This is a genomic window from Paenibacillus illinoisensis NBRC 15959 (assembly GCF_004000925.1).
Lineage (GTDB): Bacteria > Bacillota > Bacilli > Paenibacillales > Paenibacillaceae > Paenibacillus > Paenibacillus illinoisensis.
Window position 1 is genome coordinate 1 of sequence record NZ_BIME01000013.1, and the last position, 24,646, is coordinate 24,646.

The 24,646-nt window shown below is 38.1% G+C and carries 25 protein-coding genes and 1 pseudogene; 20 read left to right on the forward strand and 6 right to left on the reverse strand.

Annotation, left to right across the window (positions count from 1 at the left end):
• Nucleotides 1-370: 370 nt before the first annotated feature.
• Complete coding sequence (locus tag PIL01S_RS24605) at nucleotides 371-637, reverse strand: winged helix-turn-helix transcriptional regulator (protein WP_246058557.1); 267 nt, start codon at nucleotides 635-637, stop codon at nucleotides 371-373.
• Here PIL01S_RS24605 and PIL01S_RS29950 point away from each other — a divergent pair.
• Nucleotides 636-719, forward strand: a pseudogene (locus PIL01S_RS29950) (hypothetical protein); the annotation flags it as partial. The gene PIL01S_RS24605 and the pseudogene PIL01S_RS29950 sit on opposite strands and share 2 nt — an antisense overlap.
• Before the next feature lie 549 nt (nucleotides 720-1,268).
• Here the strand turns inward: PIL01S_RS29950 and PIL01S_RS24615 are convergent.
• Nucleotides 1,269-2,177 (reverse strand): LysR family transcriptional regulator, encoded by a 909-nt coding sequence (locus PIL01S_RS24615; protein ID WP_127539954.1) that lies wholly within the window; start codon nucleotides 2,175-2,177, stop codon nucleotides 1,269-1,271.
• 132 nt (nucleotides 2,178-2,309) lie between these two features.
• Between PIL01S_RS24615 and PIL01S_RS24620 the strand changes: the two genes are divergently transcribed.
• From PIL01S_RS24620 to PIL01S_RS24640, 3 genes are all read left to right on the forward strand, one after another.
• The gene (locus PIL01S_RS24620) at nucleotides 2,310-3,503 is read left to right on the forward strand and encodes an MFS transporter (RefSeq protein WP_127539956.1); all 1,194 of its coding nucleotides are present in this window, start codon (nucleotides 2,310-2,312) and stop codon (nucleotides 3,501-3,503) included.
• Between the two features lie 981 nt (nucleotides 3,504-4,484).
• Nucleotides 4,485-4,781 (forward strand): hypothetical protein, encoded by a 297-nt coding sequence (locus PIL01S_RS24635; protein ID WP_246058558.1) that lies wholly within the window; start codon nucleotides 4,485-4,487, stop codon nucleotides 4,779-4,781.
• Between the two features lie 1,230 nt (nucleotides 4,782-6,011).
• Nucleotides 6,012-6,311, forward strand: coding sequence for a hypothetical protein (locus PIL01S_RS24640; protein WP_127539958.1), 300 nt, complete (start codon nucleotides 6,012-6,014; stop codon nucleotides 6,309-6,311).
• Between the two features lie 571 nt (nucleotides 6,312-6,882).
• Here the strand turns inward: PIL01S_RS24640 and PIL01S_RS24645 are convergent.
• Nucleotides 6,883-7,764 (reverse strand): LysR family transcriptional regulator, encoded by an 882-nt coding sequence (locus PIL01S_RS24645; protein WP_127539960.1) that lies wholly within the window; start codon nucleotides 7,762-7,764, stop codon nucleotides 6,883-6,885.
• 137 nt (nucleotides 7,765-7,901) lie between these two features.
• Here PIL01S_RS24645 and PIL01S_RS24650 point away from each other — a divergent pair, with 137 nt between their 5' ends.
• The gene (locus PIL01S_RS24650; RefSeq protein WP_127539962.1) at nucleotides 7,902-8,483 is read left to right on the forward strand and encodes a LysE family translocator; all 582 of its coding nucleotides are present in this window, start codon (nucleotides 7,902-7,904) and stop codon (nucleotides 8,481-8,483) included.
• A gap of 847 nt (nucleotides 8,484-9,330) precedes the next feature.
• Nucleotides 9,331-9,789, forward strand: a complete 459-nt coding sequence (locus tag PIL01S_RS24655; RefSeq protein ID WP_127539964.1) for a hypothetical protein — start codon at nucleotides 9,331-9,333, stop codon at nucleotides 9,787-9,789.
• A 49-nt stretch (nucleotides 9,790-9,838) separates the two neighbouring features.
• On the opposite strand, the gene PIL01S_RS24660 is transcribed toward PIL01S_RS24655, so the two are convergent.
• Nucleotides 9,839-10,585, reverse strand: a complete 747-nt coding sequence (locus tag PIL01S_RS24660) for an SDR family NAD(P)-dependent oxidoreductase (RefSeq protein ID WP_127539967.1) — start codon at nucleotides 10,583-10,585, stop codon at nucleotides 9,839-9,841.
• 168 nt (nucleotides 10,586-10,753) lie between these two features.
• Between PIL01S_RS24660 and PIL01S_RS24665 the strand changes: the two genes are divergently transcribed.
• From PIL01S_RS24665 to PIL01S_RS24685, 4 genes are all read left to right on the forward strand, one after another.
• Entirely contained in the window at nucleotides 10,754-11,110 is a 357-nt protein-coding gene (locus PIL01S_RS24665; RefSeq protein WP_127539969.1) for a winged helix-turn-helix transcriptional regulator, read from the forward strand.
• 411 nt (nucleotides 11,111-11,521) lie between these two features.
• Nucleotides 11,522-12,439, forward strand: coding sequence for an MATE family efflux transporter (locus PIL01S_RS24670; protein ID WP_307721008.1), 918 nt, complete (start codon nucleotides 11,522-11,524; stop codon nucleotides 12,437-12,439).
• Nucleotides 12,440-12,463: 24 nt separating this feature from the next.
• Nucleotides 12,464-12,802 carry an MATE family efflux transporter gene (locus tag PIL01S_RS24675; RefSeq protein ID WP_127539973.1) on the forward strand — a complete coding sequence of 113 codons (339 nt, stop codon included), beginning with the start codon at nucleotides 12,464-12,466 and terminating at the stop codon, nucleotides 12,800-12,802.
• Nucleotides 12,803-13,018: 216 nt separating this feature from the next.
• Nucleotides 13,019-13,912 carry a class I SAM-dependent methyltransferase gene (locus tag PIL01S_RS24685; RefSeq protein WP_127539975.1) on the forward strand — a complete coding sequence of 298 codons (894 nt, stop codon included), beginning with the start codon at nucleotides 13,019-13,021 and terminating at the stop codon, nucleotides 13,910-13,912.
• A gap of 592 nt (nucleotides 13,913-14,504) precedes the next feature.
• Here PIL01S_RS24685 and PIL01S_RS24690 read toward each other — a convergent pair.
• Nucleotides 14,505-14,888 (reverse strand): RidA family protein, encoded by a 384-nt coding sequence (locus PIL01S_RS24690; RefSeq protein ID WP_127539977.1) that lies wholly within the window; start codon nucleotides 14,886-14,888, stop codon nucleotides 14,505-14,507.
• Between the two features lie 105 nt (nucleotides 14,889-14,993).
• Between PIL01S_RS24690 and PIL01S_RS24695 the strand changes: the two genes are divergently transcribed.
• On the forward strand, nucleotides 14,994-15,332 hold the full coding sequence (locus tag PIL01S_RS24695) for a winged helix-turn-helix transcriptional regulator (RefSeq protein ID WP_127539979.1): 339 nt from the start codon (nucleotides 14,994-14,996) through the stop codon (nucleotides 15,330-15,332).
• Between the two features lie 663 nt (nucleotides 15,333-15,995).
• On the opposite strand, the gene PIL01S_RS24700 is transcribed toward PIL01S_RS24695, so the two are convergent.
• The gene (locus tag PIL01S_RS24700) at nucleotides 15,996-16,364 is read right to left on the reverse strand and encodes a winged helix-turn-helix transcriptional regulator (RefSeq protein ID WP_127539981.1); all 369 of its coding nucleotides are present in this window, start codon (nucleotides 16,362-16,364) and stop codon (nucleotides 15,996-15,998) included.
• Between the two features lie 249 nt (nucleotides 16,365-16,613).
• Here PIL01S_RS24700 and PIL01S_RS24705 point away from each other — a divergent pair, with 249 nt between their 5' ends.
• The 9 genes from PIL01S_RS24705 (at nucleotide 16,614) to PIL01S_RS24745 (ending at nucleotide 24,622) form a co-directional block, all read left to right on the forward strand.
• Complete coding sequence (locus PIL01S_RS24705) at nucleotides 16,614-17,648, forward strand: LLM class flavin-dependent oxidoreductase (RefSeq protein WP_127539983.1); 1,035 nt, start codon at nucleotides 16,614-16,616, stop codon at nucleotides 17,646-17,648.
• A 26-nt stretch (nucleotides 17,649-17,674) separates the two neighbouring features.
• Nucleotides 17,675-18,802, forward strand: a complete 1,128-nt coding sequence (locus PIL01S_RS24710) for an NtaA/DmoA family FMN-dependent monooxygenase (protein ID WP_127539985.1) — start codon at nucleotides 17,675-17,677, stop codon at nucleotides 18,800-18,802.
• Between the two features lie 36 nt (nucleotides 18,803-18,838).
• The gene (locus tag PIL01S_RS24715) at nucleotides 18,839-19,804 is read left to right on the forward strand and encodes an NAD(P)H-dependent flavin oxidoreductase (RefSeq protein WP_127539987.1); all 966 of its coding nucleotides are present in this window, start codon (nucleotides 18,839-18,841) and stop codon (nucleotides 19,802-19,804) included.
• Nucleotides 19,805-19,839: 35 nt separating this feature from the next.
• Nucleotides 19,840-20,595, forward strand: coding sequence for an SDR family NAD(P)-dependent oxidoreductase (locus tag PIL01S_RS24720; RefSeq protein WP_127539989.1), 756 nt, complete (start codon nucleotides 19,840-19,842; stop codon nucleotides 20,593-20,595).
• A 171-nt stretch (nucleotides 20,596-20,766) separates the two neighbouring features.
• Nucleotides 20,767-21,192 carry a MarR family winged helix-turn-helix transcriptional regulator gene (locus tag PIL01S_RS24725; protein ID WP_127539991.1) on the forward strand — a complete coding sequence of 142 codons (426 nt, stop codon included), beginning with the start codon at nucleotides 20,767-20,769 and terminating at the stop codon, nucleotides 21,190-21,192.
• A gap of 102 nt (nucleotides 21,193-21,294) precedes the next feature.
• A complete protein-coding gene (locus tag PIL01S_RS24730) occupies nucleotides 21,295-22,254 on the forward strand; it encodes an NAD(P)H-dependent flavin oxidoreductase (RefSeq protein ID WP_127539993.1) in 960 nt (319 codons plus the stop codon).
• Between the two features lie 257 nt (nucleotides 22,255-22,511).
• Nucleotides 22,512-23,243: an NADPH-dependent F420 reductase gene (locus tag PIL01S_RS24735; protein WP_127539995.1), complete on the forward strand. Its 732-nt coding sequence runs from the start codon at nucleotides 22,512-22,514 to the stop codon at nucleotides 23,241-23,243.
• A 244-nt stretch (nucleotides 23,244-23,487) separates the two neighbouring features.
• On the forward strand, nucleotides 23,488-23,913 hold the full coding sequence (locus tag PIL01S_RS24740; RefSeq protein ID WP_127539997.1) for a MarR family winged helix-turn-helix transcriptional regulator: 426 nt from the start codon (nucleotides 23,488-23,490) through the stop codon (nucleotides 23,911-23,913).
• 511 nt (nucleotides 23,914-24,424) lie between these two features.
• A complete protein-coding gene (locus tag PIL01S_RS24745; protein WP_127539999.1) occupies nucleotides 24,425-24,622 on the forward strand; it encodes a hypothetical protein in 198 nt (65 codons plus the stop codon).
• Nucleotides 24,623-24,646: the final 24 nt, after the last annotated feature.

Consider the following 24,646-nt stretch of genomic DNA (forward strand, 5'->3'; position numbering starts at 1 on the left):
CTAGTGGTACCCGCGGAGTTCCAAAACAAGATCGAATTCAGCGGAATACACTAGAGGGACTTTATAATTCATAAGTTATATGAACCGTTAACCATTCAGACATGTCGAGGGACAAGAACATTGTCCCATTGAAGTCGCTATTTTAGCGGCTTTTTTATTTTATCGGTACAAGTTCTTGTCCCGAGCCAAGGACAAGAACATAGTCCGATTGCCGATTAGGTGAATATCTAAGTGGGAGTGGTGGGTCTTTTTTGAGTGACTAAAACTCTGAAGGCTGGATTATGGTCAAGAGACCAGTTAGTTGGAGCATGATTGAAAGAGAGCTGGCCCATCTGCAGAGAATCTGCATATGAGACGATCTCTTCTTATTCTAAACTTCATCGATTTCTGGTTTCATGCCGTATTCTTTACCGAAATCCTTCATCTTTTCAAGGATCGGGAGTAACTTCATTCCCTTGTCTGTTAACGAATACTCGACTCTTGGAGAAAACTCTGGATAGACGTCACGTGGAATAACGCCATCTTTCTCTAATTCCTTCAGCTGCTTGTTAAGAGAGCCTTGAGATAGACCTCCAAGAGGCGTACGTGCAGCACTTGCTTTAGGCGCTAAAGGTGTATTTGCTGGTAGTGTCTTTATCCCGACAAAAGAAAATCCGGCAGCTGAAAATGTAAAGCAAATAATTGTCGATGCCACAGCAGAAGACTTACAAATGTTTCGTACATTACCAGTTTACTACCGTTCTTCACCTACAAAATCAACGAATAGGATGGTAGAAATGGATGAGAATGGGTCTGGACGTGAAGATATAGCAAAAGCAATGGGCGGTGCAAGTGGGCTGCGTAACGGAATGCAGAGGGTAAGAAAGTGGATGGCTATATTACTGCACGACACATGAATTACTCCTATTAAAGAGATAAGAACTGTAAAAGAAGTGATTGATAACTTAATGCAAGATTTTAATTAATTGCCTTGTTAGACTTACCAATATGCAAAGAATAAATTTGAAACAGGATTTTTCCGATCTTCTTGATAAGCTTTGCTTTTACCTTGGTAAAAAGGAAGTTGGGCTTGTCGGATTTACTTAAGGAGGTAAATTCAACCCTATATATTTGAGAGTAATAACAACCGTTCCCAGTTACTTTTTGGAACGGTTGTTAGTTTTTTTTGAAATCAATCCTGGTTATGAAAATAATATTCTCTTTACAATATGACATCACTTTATGATGAAGTTCACTCTTGTGATCAAACGAAATTCTGGATAGAATTTCTAACCATTGTTGGATGCATTTTCGTTGATATTCTCAAAATACTGTACTACAAAATTACGGAAATGAAGGGATGCCTGTGATAAATAGTGATTTTTGCTCCATGCAATGCCAAACGTTCTTGAACATCGAGGGTTGGATATTCTTATTTGTACAGTTTGTGCGTTGGACCATCGCTTACCCAAAGAGAATGGGGTGGAGAAAGTAATGCCCAGTCCCATTTCGACTAAATCATGGACTGCGCTTGCTTCTTCTAATTCAAACGCAATCATGGGTTCAAAGCCAGCCAGACGGCAATATTCATCGGTAGTTTGCCTTAAATTAGATTTGTGAGACAACGAAATAAACGGCTCATTGGCTGCTTCGATGAGGTCAATTGATTCCCTTGAAGCAAAACGATGTCCCTGAGGAACAGTCAAGTACAATTCTTCTTGTATTAACTTCATCCATTCAATTTCTGGACCAGAGAGAGGGGTTGCCGAAATGCAAAAATCGATATCTCCGTTTTCCAGCTCACTTTTGATGTCATATGAAGAGCCTGGCTGCCGCTGTATGACTCGCACATGAGGATGTAGTTTAAGAAATTCTTTAAGTAGGGTGGGCAATACATAAGGGAGCGTCACAGAAATCGTAATAATTCCTTGATCTAGCCCTGCCATATCCGTAACCTCACGAGCACCTTCCTCCAATTCACGAAAAGCCTTTTCAACACGCTGGAGAAACGTTCTACCAAAATGATTAAGTTTAATATTTCTTCCATTTCTAAAAAATAGGGGGACACCTAGTTGTTTCTCCAGACGATGAATCGAACTACTAAGTGAAGGTTGAGATATGTTCAAAACTTGAGATGCCTTGGTTATATGTTCCATATGAGCGACAACCTGAAAATATCGAAGTTGTAATAATTCCATGTATCATTTCCACCTCTATATAGTTTCTATTCTATGATTATATCAAATTATTAGTATTATTTTTAATGAATATAATTATATATAATTAATCAGGTATCTGGTTTACATAATAACGATAGGAGAGAAAGGATATTGTCAAAAGAGAGAAAGGAACAAATATGGACAGTAGATTTCATTGTTACCTGTATGAGCAGCTTTTTTATGTTTACAACATTTTATGTCTTGGCAACTGCATTTCCATTATATGTTAAAGATATTTTTCATGGTAATCAGCAGCAAATGGGGTTAGCCATTACGATTTACGTAATTGGAGGGGTGATTCTCCGCCCTATTTCAGGTCTATGGGTGGACCGATTGGGAAAGAGGAAAATGGCCATCGTGGGCATGCTCATTTTTCTGATTTCATGTATTAGTTATTTTGGAACAAGTGGACTATTTATTTTTTTATTCATCCGATTGTTTCACGGTATGAGTTATGCCCTCGCTTCTACTGCGACCACCACAATAGCTTCTTCGCTCATACCAAACTCCCGCCAAGGCGAAGGGATGGGGTACTTTAGTTTGTTTATGAGTGTCGCAATGGTCATTGGCCCTGCTCTAGGCCTTTTTTTATGGAAAGATAAAAATGAAAATACGTTGTTAATGACCGTCACTGCCATTGCAGCCGTCTCATTCATTTTCACAATGTTAATCCGTGTGAAACGGGAAAAGGAACCAGACAAGAATACGGAGATCGCAAAAGAAAAGCATAGGTTGCGGTGGAGTGACATTATCGAACCTAAGGCACTTCCCATCTCGCTTGTAGCTTTTGTGCTTTCTTTTTCTTATAGTTCACTAGCAGGTTTTATCGCTTCTTATATGGAGGAAATCCATCATACGCGTGTAACTGGATATTTTTTTATGGTCTTTGGAATGTTAATTATCGTGACACGACCGATTATTGGGAAAGTGTTCGACAAGTATAAAGAACATTATTTGTATTACCCAGGAATTTTATTGTTTTCAGCAGGAATGCTTTTGCTAAGCCAAGCACATTCAGGAACGGTAATTATTCTTGCAGCAATCATTATGGGCACAGGTTATGGGGCACTTCTACCTTGTTTCCAGACACTTGCCATGCAATTGGCTCCAGAACATCGCAGAGGCTCAGCGATTGGAACCTTTTTTGTATTATTTGATTTGGGTTATGGATTAGGCTCTTATTTTATGGGAGTCATTGTATCTGTATCAAGCTTTCGCACGATGTATCTTATCGCGGGTTTGATTACATTGTTTTCTGTTATTATTTATTATTTGGTCCATCATCGCCACGACCAAACCCGGTAACTGGGACAAAATTCAGCATATGCATGCTGACGTATTTTACTCGCCCTCTGTTCGGAAGGCGTGAGACATATTTTGAGCACATCAACCGTTTTGGGGAAAATCTTCGGTTTAAAACTCTTGATTGGCTTGCAATGAACAAGATTCACATCAATCTAGATTGAACTAACGGGAAACGATAGCGTAATAGAACTAAAAAAGCAGCCGGTCAAAGTGATCAGCTGCTTTTGTTCAACTAACGGCAAGTTTAGTTTCGTTGAAAAAAGGTTTTATCAAATTTTTATAGAAAGTAAAATAAAGTAAATTTAACTTCTTGAGCAATTGCACTCCTTTTACGTTTAACAACACAATGAACAAGGAGGAATCAAGAAATGGTTAATGGTAAATCTAAGATAATTGGCCTTATTGGTTTAGTGCTAATAGTAACAATAGTTTTTGTTTGTTCATATCAGATTTATCTCAATTAGGATATGTTCATAATTTTTTTTCGCCGAAATTAACTTCCGTTATTGATAGTGAAGACACCACAGACGAATGGAACCCTATAATATTTGATGGTTAAGACTCAATTGAATACGTTACTATTTTCTGGGACAAGGCCATCATTAATAGTGCGAATAGTGACCAAGACGTGTTATTAAGAGTTAAAGATGCAAAAGGGGATATTGTCATTGAGGAATTCCTAGTATCTCCTGGGACCAGCAAGCATTTAGATGGTCTGATTAAAGATACAAAGTATTTCTTTTAAATTAAAGCTGAAGAAGGACAATTCATTCTCAATGCAACATAATAAGAACGTAATTGATATACGAACCTAAATAGCCCCAGTCTAAAACCTCATATTTGAAGCAAACTAGAACTAATTGCTCTTATAGGAGGTTTTATTATGATTTTAAGTGAACTTTGGAATCAATATGAGGCAGATATAAACGAATTCAAGGGTTTAGCCCGAATACATTGCGTGCGTATGCTTTACAACTCAAGATGTTGGTTCTTGATCTAGGAGACGTAGATATTTCGGAAGTAACTTTAAATCTCCTGAAGGAATACTTAGCAAAGCAATCGGATCGTCTAAAACCAAGCAGCCTATGGCACCGTATCCGTTTTGTACGTTCCTTATTTCGTTTTGCATATGAAGAAACCTATCTATCTGCAATCCTTCTATTAAACTGCGTGAGCCAAAAATGGAGAAGCGGGTACAGTGATTCATTTAAAGATCTCTTGTCAGACCTTACGCGGGAAAGAGGCCTTCTTGAATTTCTATTATGCTTCCGTGGGTAATGATAGCTGTCGAGGGACAAGAACTTGTACCGATTGCCGGAATGGACAAGAACATAGTCCGATTACCGATTAGATTAATATCTAATCATTGATAACATGCCCCAAAGCTTTATTAAGTACCATAATACATGAAAATGTTCACATTTGTTTAAAACAACTTACACGATGCGAGGTTAAACACGAGCGGCTAGGTATTGAAAAAGAGAAATATCAGACTGAAACTTGCTGTTGAGGACAAGAACTTGTACCGATTGCCGAAATGGCCAAGAACATGTTCCCATTTCCGATTAGATAAATATCTAATTGTAGAAGTGAGTCTCTTTTGAGCGATTAACAGACTACAGAATGAATTATGATCAAGATACCAGCTTCAACGCTAGGAGGTATTTCCACTGGAACTGTGATCCCATTCGAAATGGATAAAACAACCCTGTCAATAAGCCTAAGCATTAATGGAGAGGAGGGTGCATGTGCATTTTTATCAGGGGGGACACATCGTTGACATCGTACTTTGTGCTGATCCCGTCATTGTTGAGAGACAAGAACATAGTCCAATTACCGATTAGGCATATAACTAGTCAATTTGTTCCTTGCTGTAGTGATAGCTATTCGAACAGGATTGGTTGAGTAATTTTTATATGAATACCCCATAAGATCTGAGTGAATAGTATAAAGCAAAAGAAATGACTAGCTCTAAAGATGCTAGTCGTTTCTTATTTTATTTATTTTTTTCAGGTAGTAATTGGCCTGAATGTCGCGGGACAAGAACATTGTTCCATTCAAAGTCGCTATTATAGCGGCTTTTTTGTTTTAAGGAACCAAGTTCTTGTCCCGAGTTGAGGACAAGAACATTGTACCATTGCCGAAAAGGACAAGAACAATGTGCCATTTCGGATTAGGTCATTATCTAAATAGTATCATGATGGAGATTATGTGGCGAGATAAAAGCGCATGAATTTAAGGATTTGCATAAATATCCTTTTTTTTGCAACATGAATTAGTTTTTCTCTGATCGAAGGTAAGGACTAGGTTATCATTGAAACTGTAAAGGAAGTGGTACCAATGGTTGATAAGAATCTTTATCTGTTTCATAAAACTAACGGGCAAGTTAGCGTGAAGGTTTGATAAGATAAATTTGAATATATTTACAGGGTATAAGACATTTTTTAATTCTACGGGGCAATGATTGAGTGAATGACCCTAATCATTAGATGAGAGGTGAACTACGAAATGCATAACTTTCACCCAAATTTGAGAGAACAATACGATCTGTTCAGGCAGAACGGGAAGGTAAAGCACTTTCTCTTGGATGCATTAACAACAGGAATTGCTGATGGAAGCATTAAAAATACATCTTCACCGCTTCGGCTTGCTCAATTTATATTTACCGTAATAATGAGTATGCTTCAGAAAATGGTTAAAGGACGTTCGGTTAATCTGCATTTAGACAAAGAAATGACAGAAGAACTTGCGGAAATGCTTCTTCATCACGTATGCAGAGAGAATAAACTTAAGGAAATTAAGGAATAAGAATATAGACTGTTCAGAAATGGAATCGAAGCATATCAATTTTCCATCGAGTGAATGGGCACGGAAAATTGATCTTTGATTATTTAACTATGTTATTTCGATTTTAATCACGCTTCTCAGGTTGCAAGTGAGGCGCAAAACCTGAACCACTGAAAAATACAAGCAGAAATCAGTTGTGTTTTTCAGTAGATCAGGCATATTTGTCCTTACAAGTAAGGGAAGGATTTCGCAATACTTTTAATCCATTATTTCCTGATTAGTATTGATGAATAGCCTCTATCTTCAAGCCTAGATAAAATTCTGACAAAAAAACTGCACTCCAAATTGTTAGATGGTGTCCAACAATTGGGGTGCAGTTCAAAATTGACTGGCTGCTTTTCTTCAATTAACGGGCAGGTTGTTTAATGCCTAGCAAAAGCTTTTCTTTATAAATGGTGATCGAAAAACAGAGGTCCACTAATTTCATCTTATCCCAGCTTGAGCTAACATTCGGCCGTTTTTCTTAAACCATTTATTATTGAAGGTAAGGGGTTGTGGTCAATATTCTTGGTTATAAAATCACTGAAAAAAATTATCCTTCACTATCTTTGAATGAACGTAAAACAAGATCAGTAAATGCTTGTACTGCTGGAGTCAACCATCTTTTCTTTTTAATCAGCAAGTGAGAGTAAAGAGGTTCAAATTCTTCTGAGTGGTTAATGATTTTTAATTTCCCCCTTTCTACATCCTCTTTGACGGTTATATAAGGAAGTACGGAAAAGCCAAGTCCGCTCATAACAGTTTGCTTGATCGCCTCGATACTCCATAATTCCATAGTTTGAAAATCGTGATTCTTGTTTTTGAGCAAATAATTTTCGAACATTGTTCTATAGCTACATCCTTCTTCATTGGTAATAAAAAAATGACTGTTGTTTTTGTAACCGTCAAAATGGTCTGGGCTGTCATTGCTACTTACAAGAACAATTTTCTCCTCAGTTAATGAGTAGCTAATACAATTTTCTGGATTTAATTTTGGATATACCATTAAAGCAATATCGACCCGTCCGCTGATTAAGTCCGTTTGGTTTTGTCCACATGTTCCGTTGCTGAGTATGATTTTGACTTGAGGATATCGTATAGAATATTCCCTAATTATAGGACTTAATCTCGAAATCGTTAATGACTCTGGTGCAGCGACTTTTAGTGTACCCTTGACCTCTTGGCTAGTTCTAATGTTTTTTATTTGATCATGTGTTGATAACAAGTCTTCAGCTAAAGGCAATAATTCTTTGCCTAAATAAGTGAGTATTAAACGTCTTTTCTCATAAGTAAACAGTTCCCCGTTAAGTTCTTTTTCAAGAGATTGTATATGAGAAGTAATTGTAGACTGAGTATAACCCAACTTAGATGCAGCCTCAGTGTAGCTTCCGCTTTCGATAATTGTTTGAAATGAAATAAGGTGCCTAATTTCCATCCTGATTGCTCCCTACCTTTAAGTAGTATCGATAATAATGATAGATCATTTTGATATTTCAATTTTATTAATGGATAATTACATATTACAATGAAATTCGTCTGATAGTAAATTAATAAAAAATGAAGGTGAGTTTTATGAGTATATTGGCGTTTCTATCCTATGTGATTATTACATCTATAACACCTGGGCCAAGTAATATTCTAATGATGAACGAATCACGTAGATTTGGCTTTGTTGGTTCATGGAAGTTTAACAGTGGCATTTTATTGGGGTTTGCAGTACTGGGTTTAATAAGCGGGTTATTTACAACTATCTTATACGATTGGATTCCCATAGCAGAACCATACTTAAAATTAGCTGGTGCAGCATATCTGCTTTATATAGCATGGCAGATAGGATTTCAGAATAAAAATCCATCTAAAAGCTCAAATTCAACACAATCTTCACTATTAACAGGTTTTCTGGTCCAAATTTTAAATGTAAAGAGCATCTTATTCTTTTTAACAGTTATGAGTGCGTTTATTCTACCATTTAATCACAACTATAAGTCTGTCGCTCTATATTTGGCCATAGCGATTCTTCTAGGGTGGTTGGCGTTACTATTATGGTCAGGATTCGGCTCCCTGTTTAAAGAAGTCTTCTCAAAACATGATAAGCCATTTCGAATCATTATGGTTTTATTGCTCATTTACTCAGCAATAAGCATCTTTATTTAATGGACGGATGCGTATACGATGCCGACTGTCAAAAGAGATACTGAAATGAGAGCAAATTAATATTACAGGAGATGCAAGATGATGTGCTTCATCAGGATTACTGTCGACATGATTGAACTAACCTGCCGGTTCGCTTAATGAGGCATCATCACTCGTTATACGTTTATAATGAAGTTTCATCCGAATGCGAGGGAGGTCCTTGAATCAGCGGCAACACATGCGAGCAGGCAGGGATAAGACACGCGCGGTTTACAACTAGTGGGCTCAGTTGCCGTTCTATAGATGTATTAATTAAATCAGCTGGCTCAGGAAAGGTCAATGATCCTAATGTGATTGCAGAAATGTAGTATCATACTTATGTTGAAAAACTAGTATGGGAAGAGGAGTACCCTAAAGGAATTATCCCTTCAATAACCATGAAAGATGAAGATTTTACTCAAAATCATCTCGTTAATTTTTATACGTTTAAAAAGTGATATTTAACCCCCTCACGTTTGATTGACCAACGTCATACACAAGTTGTCAACATCGAGAGAGGGTTTGACATTAAAAATAAACAATGCGTGCCGAAAGATCAACGCTAAATAGCTACAACATGGGTAAGGAATATTAAGCTAACGGGAAACGATAGATGCTGTCGAGGTACAAGAACATGGTCCCATTGAAAGTCGCTAATTTAGCGGCTTATTTGTATCGGTACAAGAACATGTTCCTATTGCCGATTAGGCGTGTATCTAATCGGTATTTTGCACGTCAATTCATTAAACTAACGGGCAGGTTAGTTTAATGACAAGGGAATAAGATCCCCCATATAGAATACTTTATTTCTAACAGGGAGGGGATCACATTGCATGATATGATGAACAAGAGACAATTTATTGAGATGACAGTTAAAGAACAACGTTCTGTAGTATTTAAAGTTAATAAACAAGATGAATTTTTCCGCGGTGTTTCTAAAGAATTAAAGGAGGGCTACCTATTTGTTGAAACAGAAGAAGGTATAAACTTTACATTTAAAATGGATGACATCATGGAGATCTATGCTATCAAGTCTTCATCTCCAGAACATATTGCGTTACAATCCCACAGTTTGATGAAAGGTAGAATGGATGACCTTGAAAACCTTGTAATCCAGTTTGAAAGTCTATGTGACGATGTAAAGAAACAAATTACCTCTTCTTTATCGAAAGTCCTTGATAAACAAGTGATTATTTCGATGGTCTCAACGTTAAGCAATACAAAGAAAAAAAGTCGAATTCCCTCTCCTTTAAGGAAAACGACTTTTTTATTTGATTTCTTCAAGTAAATCCCATTAGCCACTTTTCGGAACTATTTGTAATCTCAGCGCAGTTAAATTAAACCTGTGCTAGCCCGCCATCTACGAACAATTCAGCACCCGTCAAGTAACTGCTCTCGTCTGAAGCAAGGAAAGATACAACGTTTGCTACTTCTTCAGGTGTCCCAACTTTTCCAGTTGGAATAGTATTTCTGTTATGTTCCATTACTCCTTCAAGTGCTTCACCAAAAAGCTCATCGTAGACAGGTGTAAGAATAACTCCTGGACTAACCACATTTACACGAATTTCAGTTCCTTTTAGGTCAAGAATCCAGTTACGAACTAGTGCTCTTAATGCTGCTTTAGATGCTCCATATACACTAAATGCTGGGTTGCCAATTGATCCAGCAGTAGAGCCCGTTAGAATAATAGAACCTACTTTGTTCGGAAATAGAGATAGAGCTTTTTGAATAGTAAAGATGGTTCCTTTAACGTTAATGTCGAACGTTCTATCAACCTGCTCTTCAGTAATTTCACCTAATGCAAGGAAGTCGCCGGTGCCTGCATTAGCAAAAAGAATGTCCAACTTACCTTTTTCCCGCTTTATAATGTCATATAGTTTGTCTAAGTCTTCAAGCTTAGAAATATCACCTTGAACACCGGTTACGTTCTTGCCAATTTGGTTAACAGCTGTATCAAGTTGATTTTGTTTTCGTCCTGTGATATAAACATAAGCACCTTCGTTTACAAACATTTGTGCTGTAGCAAGACCAATCCCACTTGTTCCGCCCGTTACAAGCGCTATTTTACCTTCAAATTTACCCATACTGAACACTCCTTTAGAGTTAATTTTTTTTTATGTCAAGTGTCTTTAAGTACTTGAAAAACACCTTACAAGAAATAGTATCCGTCAGTGATGACATTTTTGGAAGTACCCACTTTTTTGTGATATAGTAACTAAAAAGTAATAAATGTAGAATGGTGAGGTTTAGACATGAAAAAAATTATTGGTTTCGAAGCGACAATGGACGTTATTGGTGGGAAATGGAAAGGGCTTGTATTATTTTTTTTAATGAATGGACCAAAGAGAACGAGTGAATTAAAGCGTATTATCCCAAATATAACTCAGAAAATGCTGATTCAAACGCTTAGAGAGCTTGAAGCCAGTGGACTTGTGAGCAGAAAGATGTATAATCAAGTACCTCCGATGGTTGAATATTCACCCACTGAACTTGGAGAATCTCTTAAACCTATCTTGCAGGAGCTCTGTCAATGGGGAGTCCATTATGCGGAGCAAGAGTATCCAGAAGGTGAATTTGAAATCGTACCACCAGAAAAAGTTTCATATTAAGGAAAGCAACTTTTAACATGTGATAAAAACGTTGATTGGTATTTCAATCAACGTTTTTTTGTTGTCGGAGAAACTCTATCGTTTACATTAAGTTGAGTTTTAACCAGTGAATTAACATAGTATACTAACTGACTGAAAAATTAGAGTTGACAGATAATTAAATATAGAAATTATAGATATATGTTATCTGCATTATCTATATTATCTATATTGTATCTTATGGAATGTATGTAAGAAGGGGGGTTCATTACAAAAGGGATATTACATTAATTCAATATCTCTTTTATCTATAATTAGAAATGAGCTGGAGGAGATATTGTTGAATAAGATTAACGAATTGGGAACAAAGTCGATAACAAGACTTATCTTTATATACTCAATTCCCGCCGCGCTTAGTTTACTCATCAATGCATATATACATTGATCGATAGAGCATTTGTAGGGCATATCCCTGGAGAAGGACCATCAGCGCTTATTGCTATCGGATTATCAATGCCAATGATTAGCGTCATCACGGCCATATCAGCTTATATTGCGTTTGGTTCTCTGGCGAATATTTCACAGAGTCTTGGAAAACACGAGCCCCACAAAGCGAGCAGATTTGTTGGTAATGCCATTAGTCTATCTATAGTTATTGGTCTGGCTTTTACAATAATATTTTTTATTTTCAAACCACAGATATTTCACTTTCTCAGTGTAAGTAACGGGATTTACCCATATATTGACCAGTTCTTATTCATATTAATGGGTGGTGCGTTCGTTTCTATTTTGGGTTTCGTTCTACCAATCCTAGTACGCGCAAATGGCGGGCCTTTATACTCTTCCATGGTTATTTTAGCTGGTTGTTTGTTGAACATATTGTTAGATTGGCTATTCCTCTTCGTTTTTCATTTGGGAATAGGTGGTGCTGCGATTGCGACTATAATTTCTCATGCTGTCACAGTCATTTTAAGCATTTTTCACTTTGTTCAAGGAAATTCAATCATAAAATTAGAGAAAAATAACTTCGCTTTGAATTTTAATATTATACATTCAATAAGTCTCATTGGTCTGGTTCCATTAACAAATAATCTATCGATTGGAATTGCACAGATTATTATGAATTTCTCTTTAAGTCATAATGGAGGTGAGATATATGTCGGTGCACTGGCTACAATCGTTTCGATAATTTCTCTTATAATGATGCGAATTTTCGGTCTGAATCAAGGGATTATGCCGATCCTAGGATATAAATTTGCTCAAAAGTCATACAAACGGGTATTTCAAACTTTGTATCATTCCGTGGGATATGGATTAATTTTTTTGACATTAGGCACAGTTTTCATTTGAATCTGTTCAGGACCAATTGTTAATTTGTTTACGAAAGAGGCATATCTTGTTCAAATTACAACGGAAGGATTAAAAAAATACGTTTCTTTGTTACCCATGGTAGCAATTTCAACCGGCATCATAGGTTTTCTCTCGTTAACGGGCTTCCCTAAATTTGCTGCCATCATTAATGTACTCAGACAAACAATTATTTTGTATACATGTGTTACTTTATTGCCAATGTGGATAGGGATGAGCGGTTTATGGTTAGCACAGCCTATTACTGATTTTGTAACTGCTTTGATTTGTATTGGTATTCTACTGAAGTTGTTTGGAAAGAAAATGGTTAGAAATGGTGTAGTAATGGAGTCAAAACAATCTTGACTGCAGCTTTGATCATGGTCCGGAATGTCCAATACAACAAGTGGTGTTAGCTGCAGAGGTTACGATGGAAGAGCATTTAAGAAACCAGAAGATGGCGGATTTAGTTCGTCAAATGAATATAGAGATAACATTTCCATAATAAATTACAAAGTATACAGTTAGGTTTGGGGTTGCGGAATGAACTCAAATTATAAACCATAAAGGAGAAGAACACTTATGAACACTAAATTGCTTGATGAAAAGACCTGGGAACATGCTTGGGAGAACGATCCGTATACAGGGGTAAAAAAGATGATTCAAGCAGGAATCGATCCTGCACACACCTTCGATGATAAGGCTAAAGCTTTCAATGAAGATGTCTTTAGTGAAGAGGGGCGAAAAAGAGCAAAGAGAATAATCGGTTGGCTTCAGGACCAAGGTGTACGCTTTTCGAATGCAACTGTACTCGATATCGGAGCCGCATCTGGTGGTTTCTCAGTACCATTTGCACAGCTGGGCGCTGATGTCACAGCAGTTGAAACATCCCCGGCTTTGGTTGAATTACTTGACCTAAATATTTCTGACTTGAAATTCGGGACGGTTAGTGTAGTCCATGAACCGTTTGAGAATATCGATATCAGAAAGTGGGAGGGGGCCTTTGATCTGGTCTTTGTTTCTATGTGTCCAGTCTTGGTTCACTGGGCAAGTGTAGAACGGGTATTAAACTGTGCTAGAGAATTCTGCTATATGAGTCTGCCCATCGGTTATAGGGAACATAGCTTGGTTGATGAGGTGTGGCCACTTGTAACTGATCAGCCAAGAAAGCCGGAGTTCATGGAGATGATCTACCTCACCCATTTGTTAATGGTTAAAGGTTACGCGTTTCAGTCTTTGGTCACTCGTGAAATGAAGACTGTTACACTTTCCAAAGATAAAGCATTTGAAAATACTATCAATTGGTTAGGTATGCATGGTCTAACAGTGAATCGTCATATTCGTGAAACGGTTATGGCTTACTTGGAGCAAAAGTATCCTGGTGATCAAGTGACAATACAAGAGGGCGGAAGATTTGGTAAAGTGTTAGTTCGTCTCAAAGATCAGAGTATGTATAGTAGAGATGAACAAATTTAATTTTATAATTTTAGATCTATGGGGCGCTTAATTATCTGAAATTGAAATGATTGCCAACATGATAAATGGATATATACTCACTATTAAAACATCCGAATTTTTCGAATCATACAACAATATGGATTTACCTCAAAAGACTTGTTTTGGAAAAAGGCTAGATCAAAATCTATAATAGTCTAAGGCAGGAAAACACACTTGCAACGCTCGATATCCCAAGATCAAGCAGTGCATCTTAGGAAATCCTGGGTAGGCAGCCTATGGAACCTGCAATGATTCCTGACCTAGACCAGCCCCTACTACTTCAACAGATAATTAAGGTTTTCTAACCACAGGTACAGGAGCTTTTTCTTTTCGTAAGTATGGCTGGTGACGTTGCCTTTTGCATTGAACAGCCATTAGAACTAGCAATTAGTGAGATGATTCTTATTAAGCATCCAAAAAATATCACATAGTAATGGTCCTTTCTTGTTCCTATATGGAAACGATAGCTTAATATGATAAAACTGCAGCCGAGCAATGGATCGACTGCAGTTTCTTTAAGTTAACAGCAATATAATTCTATTTTTAGTGAAACATACAAAACGTAATAGACTTAGTTTGTGTGTGCAACAGCGCTAATTTCGATCAGCTGCTCAGGTGAAGCCAAATAGGTCACACCGATACAGCTGCCCGCGGGCCGGTGTTTTCCCATGTATTCCCTAAACAACTTGATACATGGCTCTATATGCTCTTGTGCGTTTGTCAAATAAATCTCCACATAAGAGAGGTTCGATTTTGTAATATCAAATTCCGTCAACACGCGATCGAGATTTTCCAGCGTCTGCAGGGTTTGTGCTTCAATATCGCCCTCACCAACGAAGGTGCCCTCCGAATTGTGGGAAAATTGTCCCGAAATGTAGATGGTTCCGTTGACGCTGTAGCCTTGAGATATGCCGTGATCCCATAGATTGTGATTATAAGTTTTGACAGTAGTCATTTTTTTCTCTCCTTTATTTCAAAGTAAGGCTAGTATAAAATGAGTACTTATAAAAAAATAGTACGCACTTTAATGATAGGTACTATCAGAAAGGATAGTGGAAATATGAGCATGGCTGAATATCAGGGGAAAGTAAAAAATATTCAGGATACACCTTTTGGGTATACATTGTCAGTTATTGGTGGGAAATGGAAAATGGTTATTATGTATCTTTTGGCAGAAAATCAACCGGTTCGCTTTAATGATCTAAAAAGACAGGTCGGAGCGATTACTTTCAAAACACTGAGTTCACAACTTAAAGAATTGGAAGCGGACGGTATGGTAATACGGAAAGAGTATCCTCAAGTTCCTCCTAAAGTCGAGTACAGCCTTACAGATAAAGCGGAAACACTATTACCGGTTTTAGAAGGGTTTTGTGAGTGGGGAGTAAAAAATCAACCCTAGAAATCTTGGCTTACGGTCTGAAATAGGATCGTTGCATAGAGAACGGTAAAAGTGTCGCGGGACAAGAACATTGTTCCATTCAAAGTCGCTATTATAGCGGCTTTTTTGTTTTAAGGAACCAAGTTCTTGTCCCAAGCTGAAGACAAGAACATTGTACCATTGCCGAAATGGACAAGAACATTGTGTCATTGTCGAGGGACAAGAACATGGTCCCATTGAAGTCGCTATTTTAGCGGCTTTTTTATTTTATCGGTACAAGTTCTTGTCCCAAGCTAAGGACAAGAACTTGTACCGATTACCGGAATGGACAAGAACATAGTCCGATTTCCGATTAGACAAATGTCTAAGTAGGAGTGGAGGGTCTTTTTTAGAACGCTGAAGGTTGGATTTTGTCAAAGAGACCCCCTTCAATGTTCGGCAGTATTACAATCTAGAAGTGTGACCTCATTTGAAATGGTTAAAACAAGCCTGTCAATAATCACTTTAGCAAGTAATGGAGAAGAGGGTAAATGTACATTTTATCAAGGGGTGAAAACATCGTTGACATCGTACTTTTTGCTGAGCCTTTCATTGTTTAGGGATGGGAACTGGAGCAAGATTGAAACTGTAAAAGAGACTGTCCCATCTGCAGAGAATCTGCATATGAAACGATCTCTTCTTATTCTAAACTTCATTGATTTCAGGTTTCACGCCGTATTCTGTACCGAAATCCTCCATCTTTTCAAGGATCGGTAGTAACTTCATTCCTTTGTCTGTTAACGAATACTCGACTCGTGGAGGAACCTCTGGATAAACATCACGTTGAATAACGCCATCATTCTCTAATTCCTTCAACTGCTTGGTAAGAGAGCCTTGAGATAAACCTCGAAGGAATTTTTTGATATCCGAATAACGACGTGTTTCATCTTTTAAAAACCATAATATAAAATACTTCCAACGTCCGGAAAGAACATTCTGTGTAAAAGCTATCGCGTACATATCACTTTTTTCATCGATAAACTCTTGTTCAAAACCTTCATTGCAAACCCTCATTCATACCACTCCTAATCTATAGGTACAAAAAGATGTACTATGTTCATTTGAATTGCCCTCTTTGCAAACGAATTGAATACACTTATGATTGGCTCAACAACCAAAACAAAATCATTTTATTTACTAAAATATAAAAGAATAAAAACTTGTTTTGGTTCTATAGTTAGCATCCTAAGTAATCATTATATTTTTTAATCCTATAGTTAGCAAGCTAACCAATAAAGATAACATAGAAAGGGGGTAACTGATGTGAATACAGTTAACGAACTAAGGCTTTCGATTTTGGAGTTTGTTCATATCTATAACGGAACCGAGGCTTCGAAAAGTCTTCAGAATGTTACGGAAATGGTTCAACTAGCAGAGCAGTGGGGCTTCAACAGGTATTGGTTTACAGAACACCATAACACAACAACCTTAATGAGTACTTCACCAGATTTACTGAGCCTGCATGCGGCAGCTCACACGAAAAACATTCGGGTAGGTTCAGGTGGCATCATGTTGCCGAATCACAGTGCCTTGAAAGTGATGGAAAACTTTACGCTCCTCGAAGGATTATATCCAGGGCGGGTTGACCTCGGGATTGGACGAGCTTCAGGCACGGACGGCAGAACGATGTGGGCATTGTTGAGATCTCACGAATTAATGAAAGTGAATGATTTTCCAGAGCAATTAGATAACCTGCTTTCCTTCTTCGCCCGTGACTTTAAAGAAAACCACCCGTTTAGTTCCATCCACCCTCCGGGAGATCAGTCAATGGTTCCAGATATGTTTATGTTGGGATCTAGCGAGGGTGGATTGCATTTTGCCTTGGAAAAAGGATTAGGGTTTGTATTTGCTGCACATTTGGCACCACAACTGGCTATTCCTGTGTTGAGATCTTATCATGCGAATTTCAATCCTTCATCTTATTTGACTGAACCCCAAAGTATGTTAGCGACGATGGTTATTACAGCTGAGACGGAAGAAGAGGCTAAATATATTGCAGGGCCGGCGGAGTTAATGTGGGCACAGATGAGCACAGGGACGAGAAATCTTACTTTCCCTACACCAGAAGAAGCCAAAAATCACAATTACACACCTCATGAAGAGCTGGCTAGGGAGCGTAATAAAGATCGTTTTGTAATTGGAAGTGTTGGACAAGTTGCGGATCAGCTTACGCAGCTTGCGAAGGCAAGTTTAGTGGATGAAATCATGATTGCGGACTTTTATCCGAATCAAGAGAGCCGCAAGAAAGGGCATGAATTATTGGCAAAAGAATTAGGTTTATCACAAGGAAATAAGTGAGCTCGTGAAAAGGAGATCATTCAACCATGGAAGAAAGAAAGCTTAAATTAGGAGGAATTATTGATGGCGTGGGTTGGAATCACACGGGTTGGAGACACCCTTCTATTCCAGCAGATGCCAGTGAAAATATTGAGTATTACGTACAGAAAGCCATACAACTTGAACAGGGAAAGTTCGATCTCATCTTTTTGGCAGACGTAAGTCATATTGGACCTGGCATGATCCCACACTATCTAAGCATGTTTGAGGGCATATCCATTTTGTCGGCACTAAGTATGGTAACTCACTCTATTGGCTTGGCCGCTACCATAGCGACTTCTTATGCTGATCCCTTTACGGTTGCGAGACAAATCGCCTCACTCGATAAAATTAGTAAGGGTAGAGCAGGTTGGAATGCGATCACTTCGAATCCTGGCGGATTAGCAAATTACAGTCGGTCCCATTTAACGAAAGCAGATCTTTATCCTATGAAAAAAGAATTTTTGGAGATTGTTGAAGGCCTCTGGGATTCGTATGAAGATGATGCTTTTATACGTGATAAGGAACGTGGGGTATTCTATGATCCGCGTAAGATGCATCCTCTACATTATAACGGGAATTACTTCTCCGTGGAGGGTCCTTTAAATATCAGTCGATCGAGTCAAGGTAGACCGGTGGTCTTTCAAGCTGGCACTTCCCCGGAGTTCATGGATATTGCTGCACAGCATGCTGAAGTCATCATGGCACCTGGACATGATTTGGAATATCTCAAGGCATTCACTGCTGAACTGAAACGTAAAGTTCAAAATCAAGGGCGTTCACCACATGACCTGTTGTTGATGCCTTCTCACAACCCGATCGTTGGTAGAACGGAGAAAGAGGCTCTCGAAAAGCTAAAGGAAATCGAATCATGGATGCCTCGAGGTTATCGAATGCCGAAACCTGGGTTGATAGGATCGGCAGAGCAGGTTGCCGAACAAATCGAACATTGGTATCGAGAAGGCGTCATGGATATCTTGCTGATTAGACAAGATCATCCTGCGGGATTTGAGGATTTTATCCGATTAGTTATTCCCATCTTGCAAGATAAAGACATATTCCGCAAGGAATATGAGGACGACACACTTCGGGGAAATTTAGGTCTACCTTACCCAGTAAATAAATACACGAAGTAATAATATAAATTCGTTTAACAAGAGGAGAAGTTTATGATGAAAAACCGAATTACAGAACTACTGGGAATTGAATATCCTATTATTTCAGCTGCGATGACATGGGTCACTTCGGCAGAGTTTGTTGCTGCCGTATCAAATGCAGGGGGAATGGGTGTGCTCGGACCTAATGCTGGCCAGTCGGAAAAAGCAACGAGTGCAGAAGATATGGCAGTTCGACTGACCAAAGAAATTCGTAAGGTAAAAGCATTAACGAATAAACCTTTCGCAGTAAACTACATTTTCCCAATGGGAGGGGCCACAGAAGATCCATTTACGAATGTTGTTTTTGATGTCTTGGTTCAAGAGAATGTAAAAAACGTGATTGCCATTGGACAACATGTGGTTGATCGTGAACTGAAACGACTGAAAGAACATGATATTAAGGTCGTCTACAGAGACTTGAGCCCAACGGTAGAAAAGCTTGTAGAAGCTGAGAAAACAGGAGTGGATGCACTTATCGTTACAGGTTATGAGGCTGGTGGTCATATGAGTGATTATAAAATCAGTACGCTTTCGCTTGTTCCACAGGTCACTTCTATTGTGAAAATACCTGTAATTGCTGCTGGTGGGATTATAGATGGTCAGGGAGCAAAAGCAGCAATTTCAATGGGGGCAGAGGGGGTTTATATGGGGACAAGGTTCATTGTCACGAAGGAAAACCCGGCTAGCATTGAAACGAAGAAAGCCATCGTTAATGTGAAAAGTGAAGAGTTCATTGAATTTAAATCAGGTATGGGACATTTGAGAACCATTCCTACAGAAGCGGGCAAAAAAGCATTAGAACTCATTAATCAAGGAAAGCCTGCCGAAGCCTACAAATATTATGGAGAAGGATTCAAAATCGGAATGTTAGATGGCGATTTGATCAACGGTACTATTAGTGTATCTGAAGCAGCCGGTGGCATTCAGCACATTCTAACGTGTCAAGAAGTGGTTGATGAAATTGTTAAGTCCATTGGATAAAGATCACAACAAAATTGATGCAGGAGGGGTATTAGATGGGAAGACTTTCGAATAAGGTAGCTATTATTACTGGAGCTGGTGCTGGTCAAGGGGAAGCTGAAGCGTACTTATTTGCCAAAGAAGGAGCAAACGTCATTGCTTCGGATATTCAATATGAAAGTGTACAAGCTGTTGTGAACCGTATAAATAAAGATTTCCCTGATCGTGCTATAGCCGTGAAGCATGATGTATCTTCAGAGAACGATTGGATTGAAGTAGTCAGAAAAAGCATTGAAGTTTATGGAAAAGTGGATATTTTAGTCAACAATGCTGGAATTGCGGCTACGAAGCCCTTCAAAGATACAACCGTTGAATATTGGAACTTAGCTTTAGACATCAATGCATGGAGTCAATTTGTAGGCATAAAAACGATTGTGCCATTCATGAAGGAAAATGGGGGCGGATCAATAGTCAACGTGGGTTCGTTGGCAAGTAAGCTTCATTCAGCTGGAGGCTTTAATGCTTATACGGCCAGCAAAGGTGCTATCCAAGCTTTAACCCGATCTGCTGCGGTAGAGTTTGCCCCTGACCAAATTCGGATCAATCTAATAAAACCTGGACCCATTCAAACGAATATTGTATCCAGTGCTCTGAGCGAAGAACAAATGACAGAACGTGCGCAAGAAGTACCCATTAAAAGATTAGGACAATCTCTAGAGGTTGCAAATCTGGCCTTGTTCCTTGCGAGTGATGAAGCTTCTTATATAACAGGTGCTGATCATGTCATTGATGGAGGATTGTCTGTGAAGTAACCTCGGTATTGAGTTAGTATATGAGGCCAACTACCAATAAGGCCTCACATACTAACACATTGTTATTTATGATAATAAAATATCAATAGATGTTTATCATTCGTTAATTTCACACCCATTTCCCCCGATATAGCTAGCCTACGGAATAAAAGAGAGGGAGGAGGATGATGAATGACAGATCAAGTGGATTGTGATATTCGTCAATCGTTAGATCGTGTTTCCTTCCAAATGCGTCGACATTATAGCGAATCTCTTAGAGAACTTAATCTGTACGTGGGTCAAGATAAATTACTATATCACTTGTGGTTAGAAGATGGGATCACACAAATGCAACTCAGTGAACATCTAAAATGTGAACCTCCTACGGTAACTAATATGGTTAAATCACTAGAGCAAAATGGGTTTATAACCCGGAAACGTGATGAACAAGACGCAAGAATTATGCGAATTTATCTCACCGACAAAGGAAAAGCATTAGAGGTTCCGGTTGAGAACAAATGGAAAGCACAACAGGAAAAATTGCTGCAGGCCTTTTCTATAGAAGATCGTTTGTTCCTCCGACAATTACTTCAGAAATTGGAGAAGAATTTATCATGAGTCCTCCATCATCTATATTTATTTAACAAGCTAAATTATCACAATGATGTTTATCGAGATACATTTAACACACACAAAATTCATTAGAGGAGAATTGATAGAATGAGTAACAGAGTATCTGAAATATTAAATATTAAAAAGCCAATTATACAAGGACCCATGTCTTGGGTTACTAATGCTGAATTTGTTGCAGCAGTAAGCAATGCGGGTGGATTAGGATTTCTAGGTCCAAATGCCGGTCAGGTTGATATAACTCGCTCACCCGAGATAAGTGCGGAAAGAATGAGAACTGAAATACAAAAAACAAAATCTTTAACGAATAAGCCATTTGGAATTCCATTGATCGTGAATCGTGATTTAGCTTACACATGGCCACTTATAGAAACAGTTATTGACGAGAAAGTTCCTGTTGTTCTGGTGAATGATACACTGGATGAAAGAATCTTTAAACCATTAAAAGAAAACAATATTAAAATTGTTTATAGACCCCTTACGCCTACTATTGAAAATGCAAAAGCTGCAGAAAAATTTGGAATAGATGTTTATGTAGCGACTGGATTTGACGAAGGTGGTACGGTTCCAGAACGAGTTATTGGAACATTTTCGATTGTTCCAATGATTGTAGATGCTATAAGTATTCCTGTGATGGCAGCTGGTGGTATTGGAGACGTTAGAGGAGTTCGTGCCGCATTTGCTTTAGGCGCTGAAGGTGTGTTTGCTGGCAGTGTCTTTATTCCAACAAATGAAAATCCAGCAGCAGAAAAGGTGAAACAAATGATTGTAGATGCTACAGCAGAAGATTTACTAATGTTCCGTACTTTACCAGCATACTATCGTTCTTTACCTACTAAATTGGCGAATAAACTAGTCGAAATGGATAAACAAGGTGCCAGTCGTGAAGAAACAGCAAAATTGATGCTTGGATCAATTGGAATGCGTATGGGAATGCTAGAAGGCAATACAGACGATGGCTATATTTCTATTGGTACTGGAATTACTCCAATTAAAGAGATTAGAACTGTAAAAGCAGTGATTGATGACTTAATGCAAGATTTTAGTTAATTGAAAATCAATATCAAACACTTGGTCAAGATAAATTGGCTATCTACGATAAACCATATTAAGTATTATGAATATCGTCCGATCAGAGCCCCTTTCACCGTGAAAAAAGTAAAAGGATGGAGTGACCACATTTCGGACCTTCTCCAAAGGAGTGTTCTGCCTCAAATAAGGAACTACTTAAATAAGCAAGTGTATTAAAATTACTTGTTTGAGGTAAAATGACTCACAGAATAAAATATTAAAAAGGAGCGAAAAAAATGAGATTCGGAATAATCGGGGCTGGCCCCATTGCTTTAACTATTTCAAAAAAGTTGGTAAATAATAACCATGATGTGAAAATTGCAGATGCTCGTGATATAGAACGCTTGAAAGGGAAACCGATTGACGCAACTCCTGTAATGGTAGAGGATGTAATTTCAAATATTGATGTTCTTATCGTATCTATTCCTCTTCATGCACTACCTCATATTCGCAGTGTAGTTGAAAAAGCGGCGGATGAAGTTATTGTCGTCGACACTTCTAATTATTATCCTCAAATGGGAGTGAAAATTGATGAGATCGAGAACGGGATGGTTGAAAGTGTCTGGGTTACAAAACAATTAGGCAGATCAATTATCAAAGCTTTTAACAATTTGTTAGCCTATACTTTAGAACATGAGGGCACACCGGAAGGTAGCAGTCGTCGCATTGCGGCAGCTATTGCCGGTGATGATCTTCAGCAAAAGCAAACAATTATGAGAATAGTCAGCGAATTAGGTTTCGATACAGTGGATAGCGGAAATTTAAATGATTCATGGAGACAGCAGCCAGGAACACCAGCATATTGCACAGAACTAACCAAAGAAGAATTAATTGAAGCACTTCCAAAGGCAAATAAAGAACAAGCCCCAATTCTACGTGATAAAGTTTCGGAGAAGCTGATCGCGGCTTCTGATAGATATTCGCATAAAGAAATTGTCAATCTAAATAGAGAAGTGTATAATTCCTAACTCAATGACTCTCATACTAATTTAGAGAAAAGCGGCAGATGAGGACACGCAATATTGTCTATCTGTCGTTTTTTTAAATTTTGGTCACACACAGTTCGATTTCCAGAAGAGATATTTGCTAAAAATGATGTCTTTAACACCAGGATAAGGATAAGTTTAACTTGAAAGTGAATTGACTCCTAAAATAACGTCGTGATACATTTAGTTTACTAAATATTAATCAGCTTAAAGGGCGGGATAATACATGACAGACGCGGTAGACTGTGACATTCGACAGTCTTTAGATCGGATTTCCTCCCAAATGCGTCGAAATTATAGTGAATCACTGAGGGAACTTAATCTTTATGTAGGGCAAGATAATTTGCTGTATCGTCTGTGGTTGGGTGACGGGGTAACACAGATGCAGCTATGTGAACACTTAAAATGCGAGCCTCCAACAGTATCAAATATGGTTAAATCACTGGAGCATAACGGATTTATATATCGTAAACGTGATGTGCAAGATGCACGAGTCATGCGTATTTATCTGACCGAAAAAGGAAAAGAATTAGAAAAGCCAGTTGACAAAAAATGGAGGGAGCAACAAGAGAAATTGCTTCACTCCATTTCTGAGGAAGAACGTCTGATATTAAGAAAGCTAATGCAACAAATGGAGAGGAATATAATATAACTCTCTATAGGAAGATAGGTATAACATTATTATTGATTCATTAACAGGACAGACAAGATTACAACAATTATCTTTACAGCAACCTTTGTTAAGTTGGAAAATTGGAAAACGGTTGTTTTTTTTATATGTATGGTCATTTTTTTGTCTCATCAGTATAATACAGTAATAATCAGAGGTTTTCGTATCATGTTGTGGTGAACATATATACTCGCCAGGATGATCACGATGATTATATCAATAGAAATGTTCGTATTGGTTCAAATGAGATATTAAGTAAGGATGAACTCACAGAAAGAGCAGTTCATGTCGTTTCGGGACTTATTGACTCACAAGCGGAATTTAAGGGTTGTGAACAAGTACAAATTGTAGGAGTTACTTTGGCTGGGGCCTATGACCGTGACTTAAATGACAACTAAGATCTAATGAAATTACATAATCCTGTTTTTACAAAAATTTTGTATTCACTATCATAACAATTGTTTGTACACGGTTTAAAGGAGGAAGCGCTACTATGGATAGGCATTTTATGGTGTCTTTCTCTGTAGGGGTGGGATCACTTGTAATGCTCGTTCTTAATCTTATTTTCTATGGAGACAGTGTTGCCACTTTGCTATTAGGAGCATCTTTAGCTTTTAACTTTGCAACGATGATAAAGTACTATCCCAAAGATTTCAAGATAGCCATGAAGAAGGTATTTTGGAGAGAATAGTCGATAAGATGACTGCTTTCAAAA

What these genes read in the sequence shown, in the direction of transcription:
- PIL01S_RS24690 (WP_127539977.1), bottom strand. Translation starts at nt 14,888, where the DNA reads ATGACTACTGTCAAAACTTATAATCACAATCTATGGGATCACGGCATA.
- PIL01S_RS24615 (WP_127539954.1), bottom strand. Translation starts at nt 2,177, where the DNA reads ATGGAATTATTACAACTTCGATATTTTCAGGTTGTCGCTCATATGGAA.
- PIL01S_RS24665 (WP_127539969.1), top strand. Translation starts at nt 10,754, where the DNA reads ATGAAAAAAATTATTGGTTTCGAAGCGACAATGGACGTTATTGGTGGG.
- PIL01S_RS24730 (WP_127539993.1), top strand. Translation starts at nt 21,295, where the DNA reads ATGAGTAACAGAGTATCTGAAATATTAAATATTAAAAAGCCAATTATA.
- PIL01S_RS24720 (WP_127539989.1), top strand. Translation starts at nt 19,840, where the DNA reads ATGGGAAGACTTTCGAATAAGGTAGCTATTATTACTGGAGCTGGTGCT.
- PIL01S_RS24740 (WP_127539997.1), top strand. Translation starts at nt 23,488, where the DNA reads ATGACAGACGCGGTAGACTGTGACATTCGACAGTCTTTAGATCGGATT.
- PIL01S_RS24685 (WP_127539975.1), top strand. Translation starts at nt 13,019, where the DNA reads ATGAACACTAAATTGCTTGATGAAAAGACCTGGGAACATGCTTGGGAG.
- PIL01S_RS24745 (WP_127539999.1), top strand. Translation starts at nt 24,425, where the DNA reads ATGGATAGGCATTTTATGGTGTCTTTCTCTGTAGGGGTGGGATCACTT.
- PIL01S_RS24660 (WP_127539967.1), bottom strand. Translation starts at nt 10,585, where the DNA reads ATGGGTAAATTTGAAGGTAAAATAGCGCTTGTAACGGGCGGAACAAGT.
- PIL01S_RS24695 (WP_127539979.1), top strand. Translation starts at nt 14,994, where the DNA reads ATGAGCATGGCTGAATATCAGGGGAAAGTAAAAAATATTCAGGATACA.
- PIL01S_RS24635 (WP_246058558.1), top strand. Translation starts at nt 4,485, where the DNA reads ATGTTGGTTCTTGATCTAGGAGACGTAGATATTTCGGAAGTAACTTTA.
- PIL01S_RS24735 (WP_127539995.1), top strand. Translation starts at nt 22,512, where the DNA reads ATGAGATTCGGAATAATCGGGGCTGGCCCCATTGCTTTAACTATTTCA.
- PIL01S_RS24700 (WP_127539981.1), bottom strand. Translation starts at nt 16,364, where the DNA reads ATGAGGGTTTGCAATGAAGGTTTTGAACAAGAGTTTATCGATGAAAAA.
- PIL01S_RS24640 (WP_127539958.1), top strand. Translation starts at nt 6,012, where the DNA reads ATGCATAACTTTCACCCAAATTTGAGAGAACAATACGATCTGTTCAGG.
- PIL01S_RS24645 (WP_127539960.1), bottom strand. Translation starts at nt 7,764, where the DNA reads ATGGAAATTAGGCACCTTATTTCATTTCAAACAATTATCGAAAGCGGA.
- PIL01S_RS24710 (WP_127539985.1), top strand. Translation starts at nt 17,675, where the DNA reads ATGGAAGAAAGAAAGCTTAAATTAGGAGGAATTATTGATGGCGTGGGT.
- PIL01S_RS24650 (WP_127539962.1), top strand. Translation starts at nt 7,902, where the DNA reads ATGAGTATATTGGCGTTTCTATCCTATGTGATTATTACATCTATAACA.
- PIL01S_RS24715 (WP_127539987.1), top strand. Translation starts at nt 18,839, where the DNA reads ATGAAAAACCGAATTACAGAACTACTGGGAATTGAATATCCTATTATT.
- PIL01S_RS24725 (WP_127539991.1), top strand. Translation starts at nt 20,767, where the DNA reads ATGACAGATCAAGTGGATTGTGATATTCGTCAATCGTTAGATCGTGTT.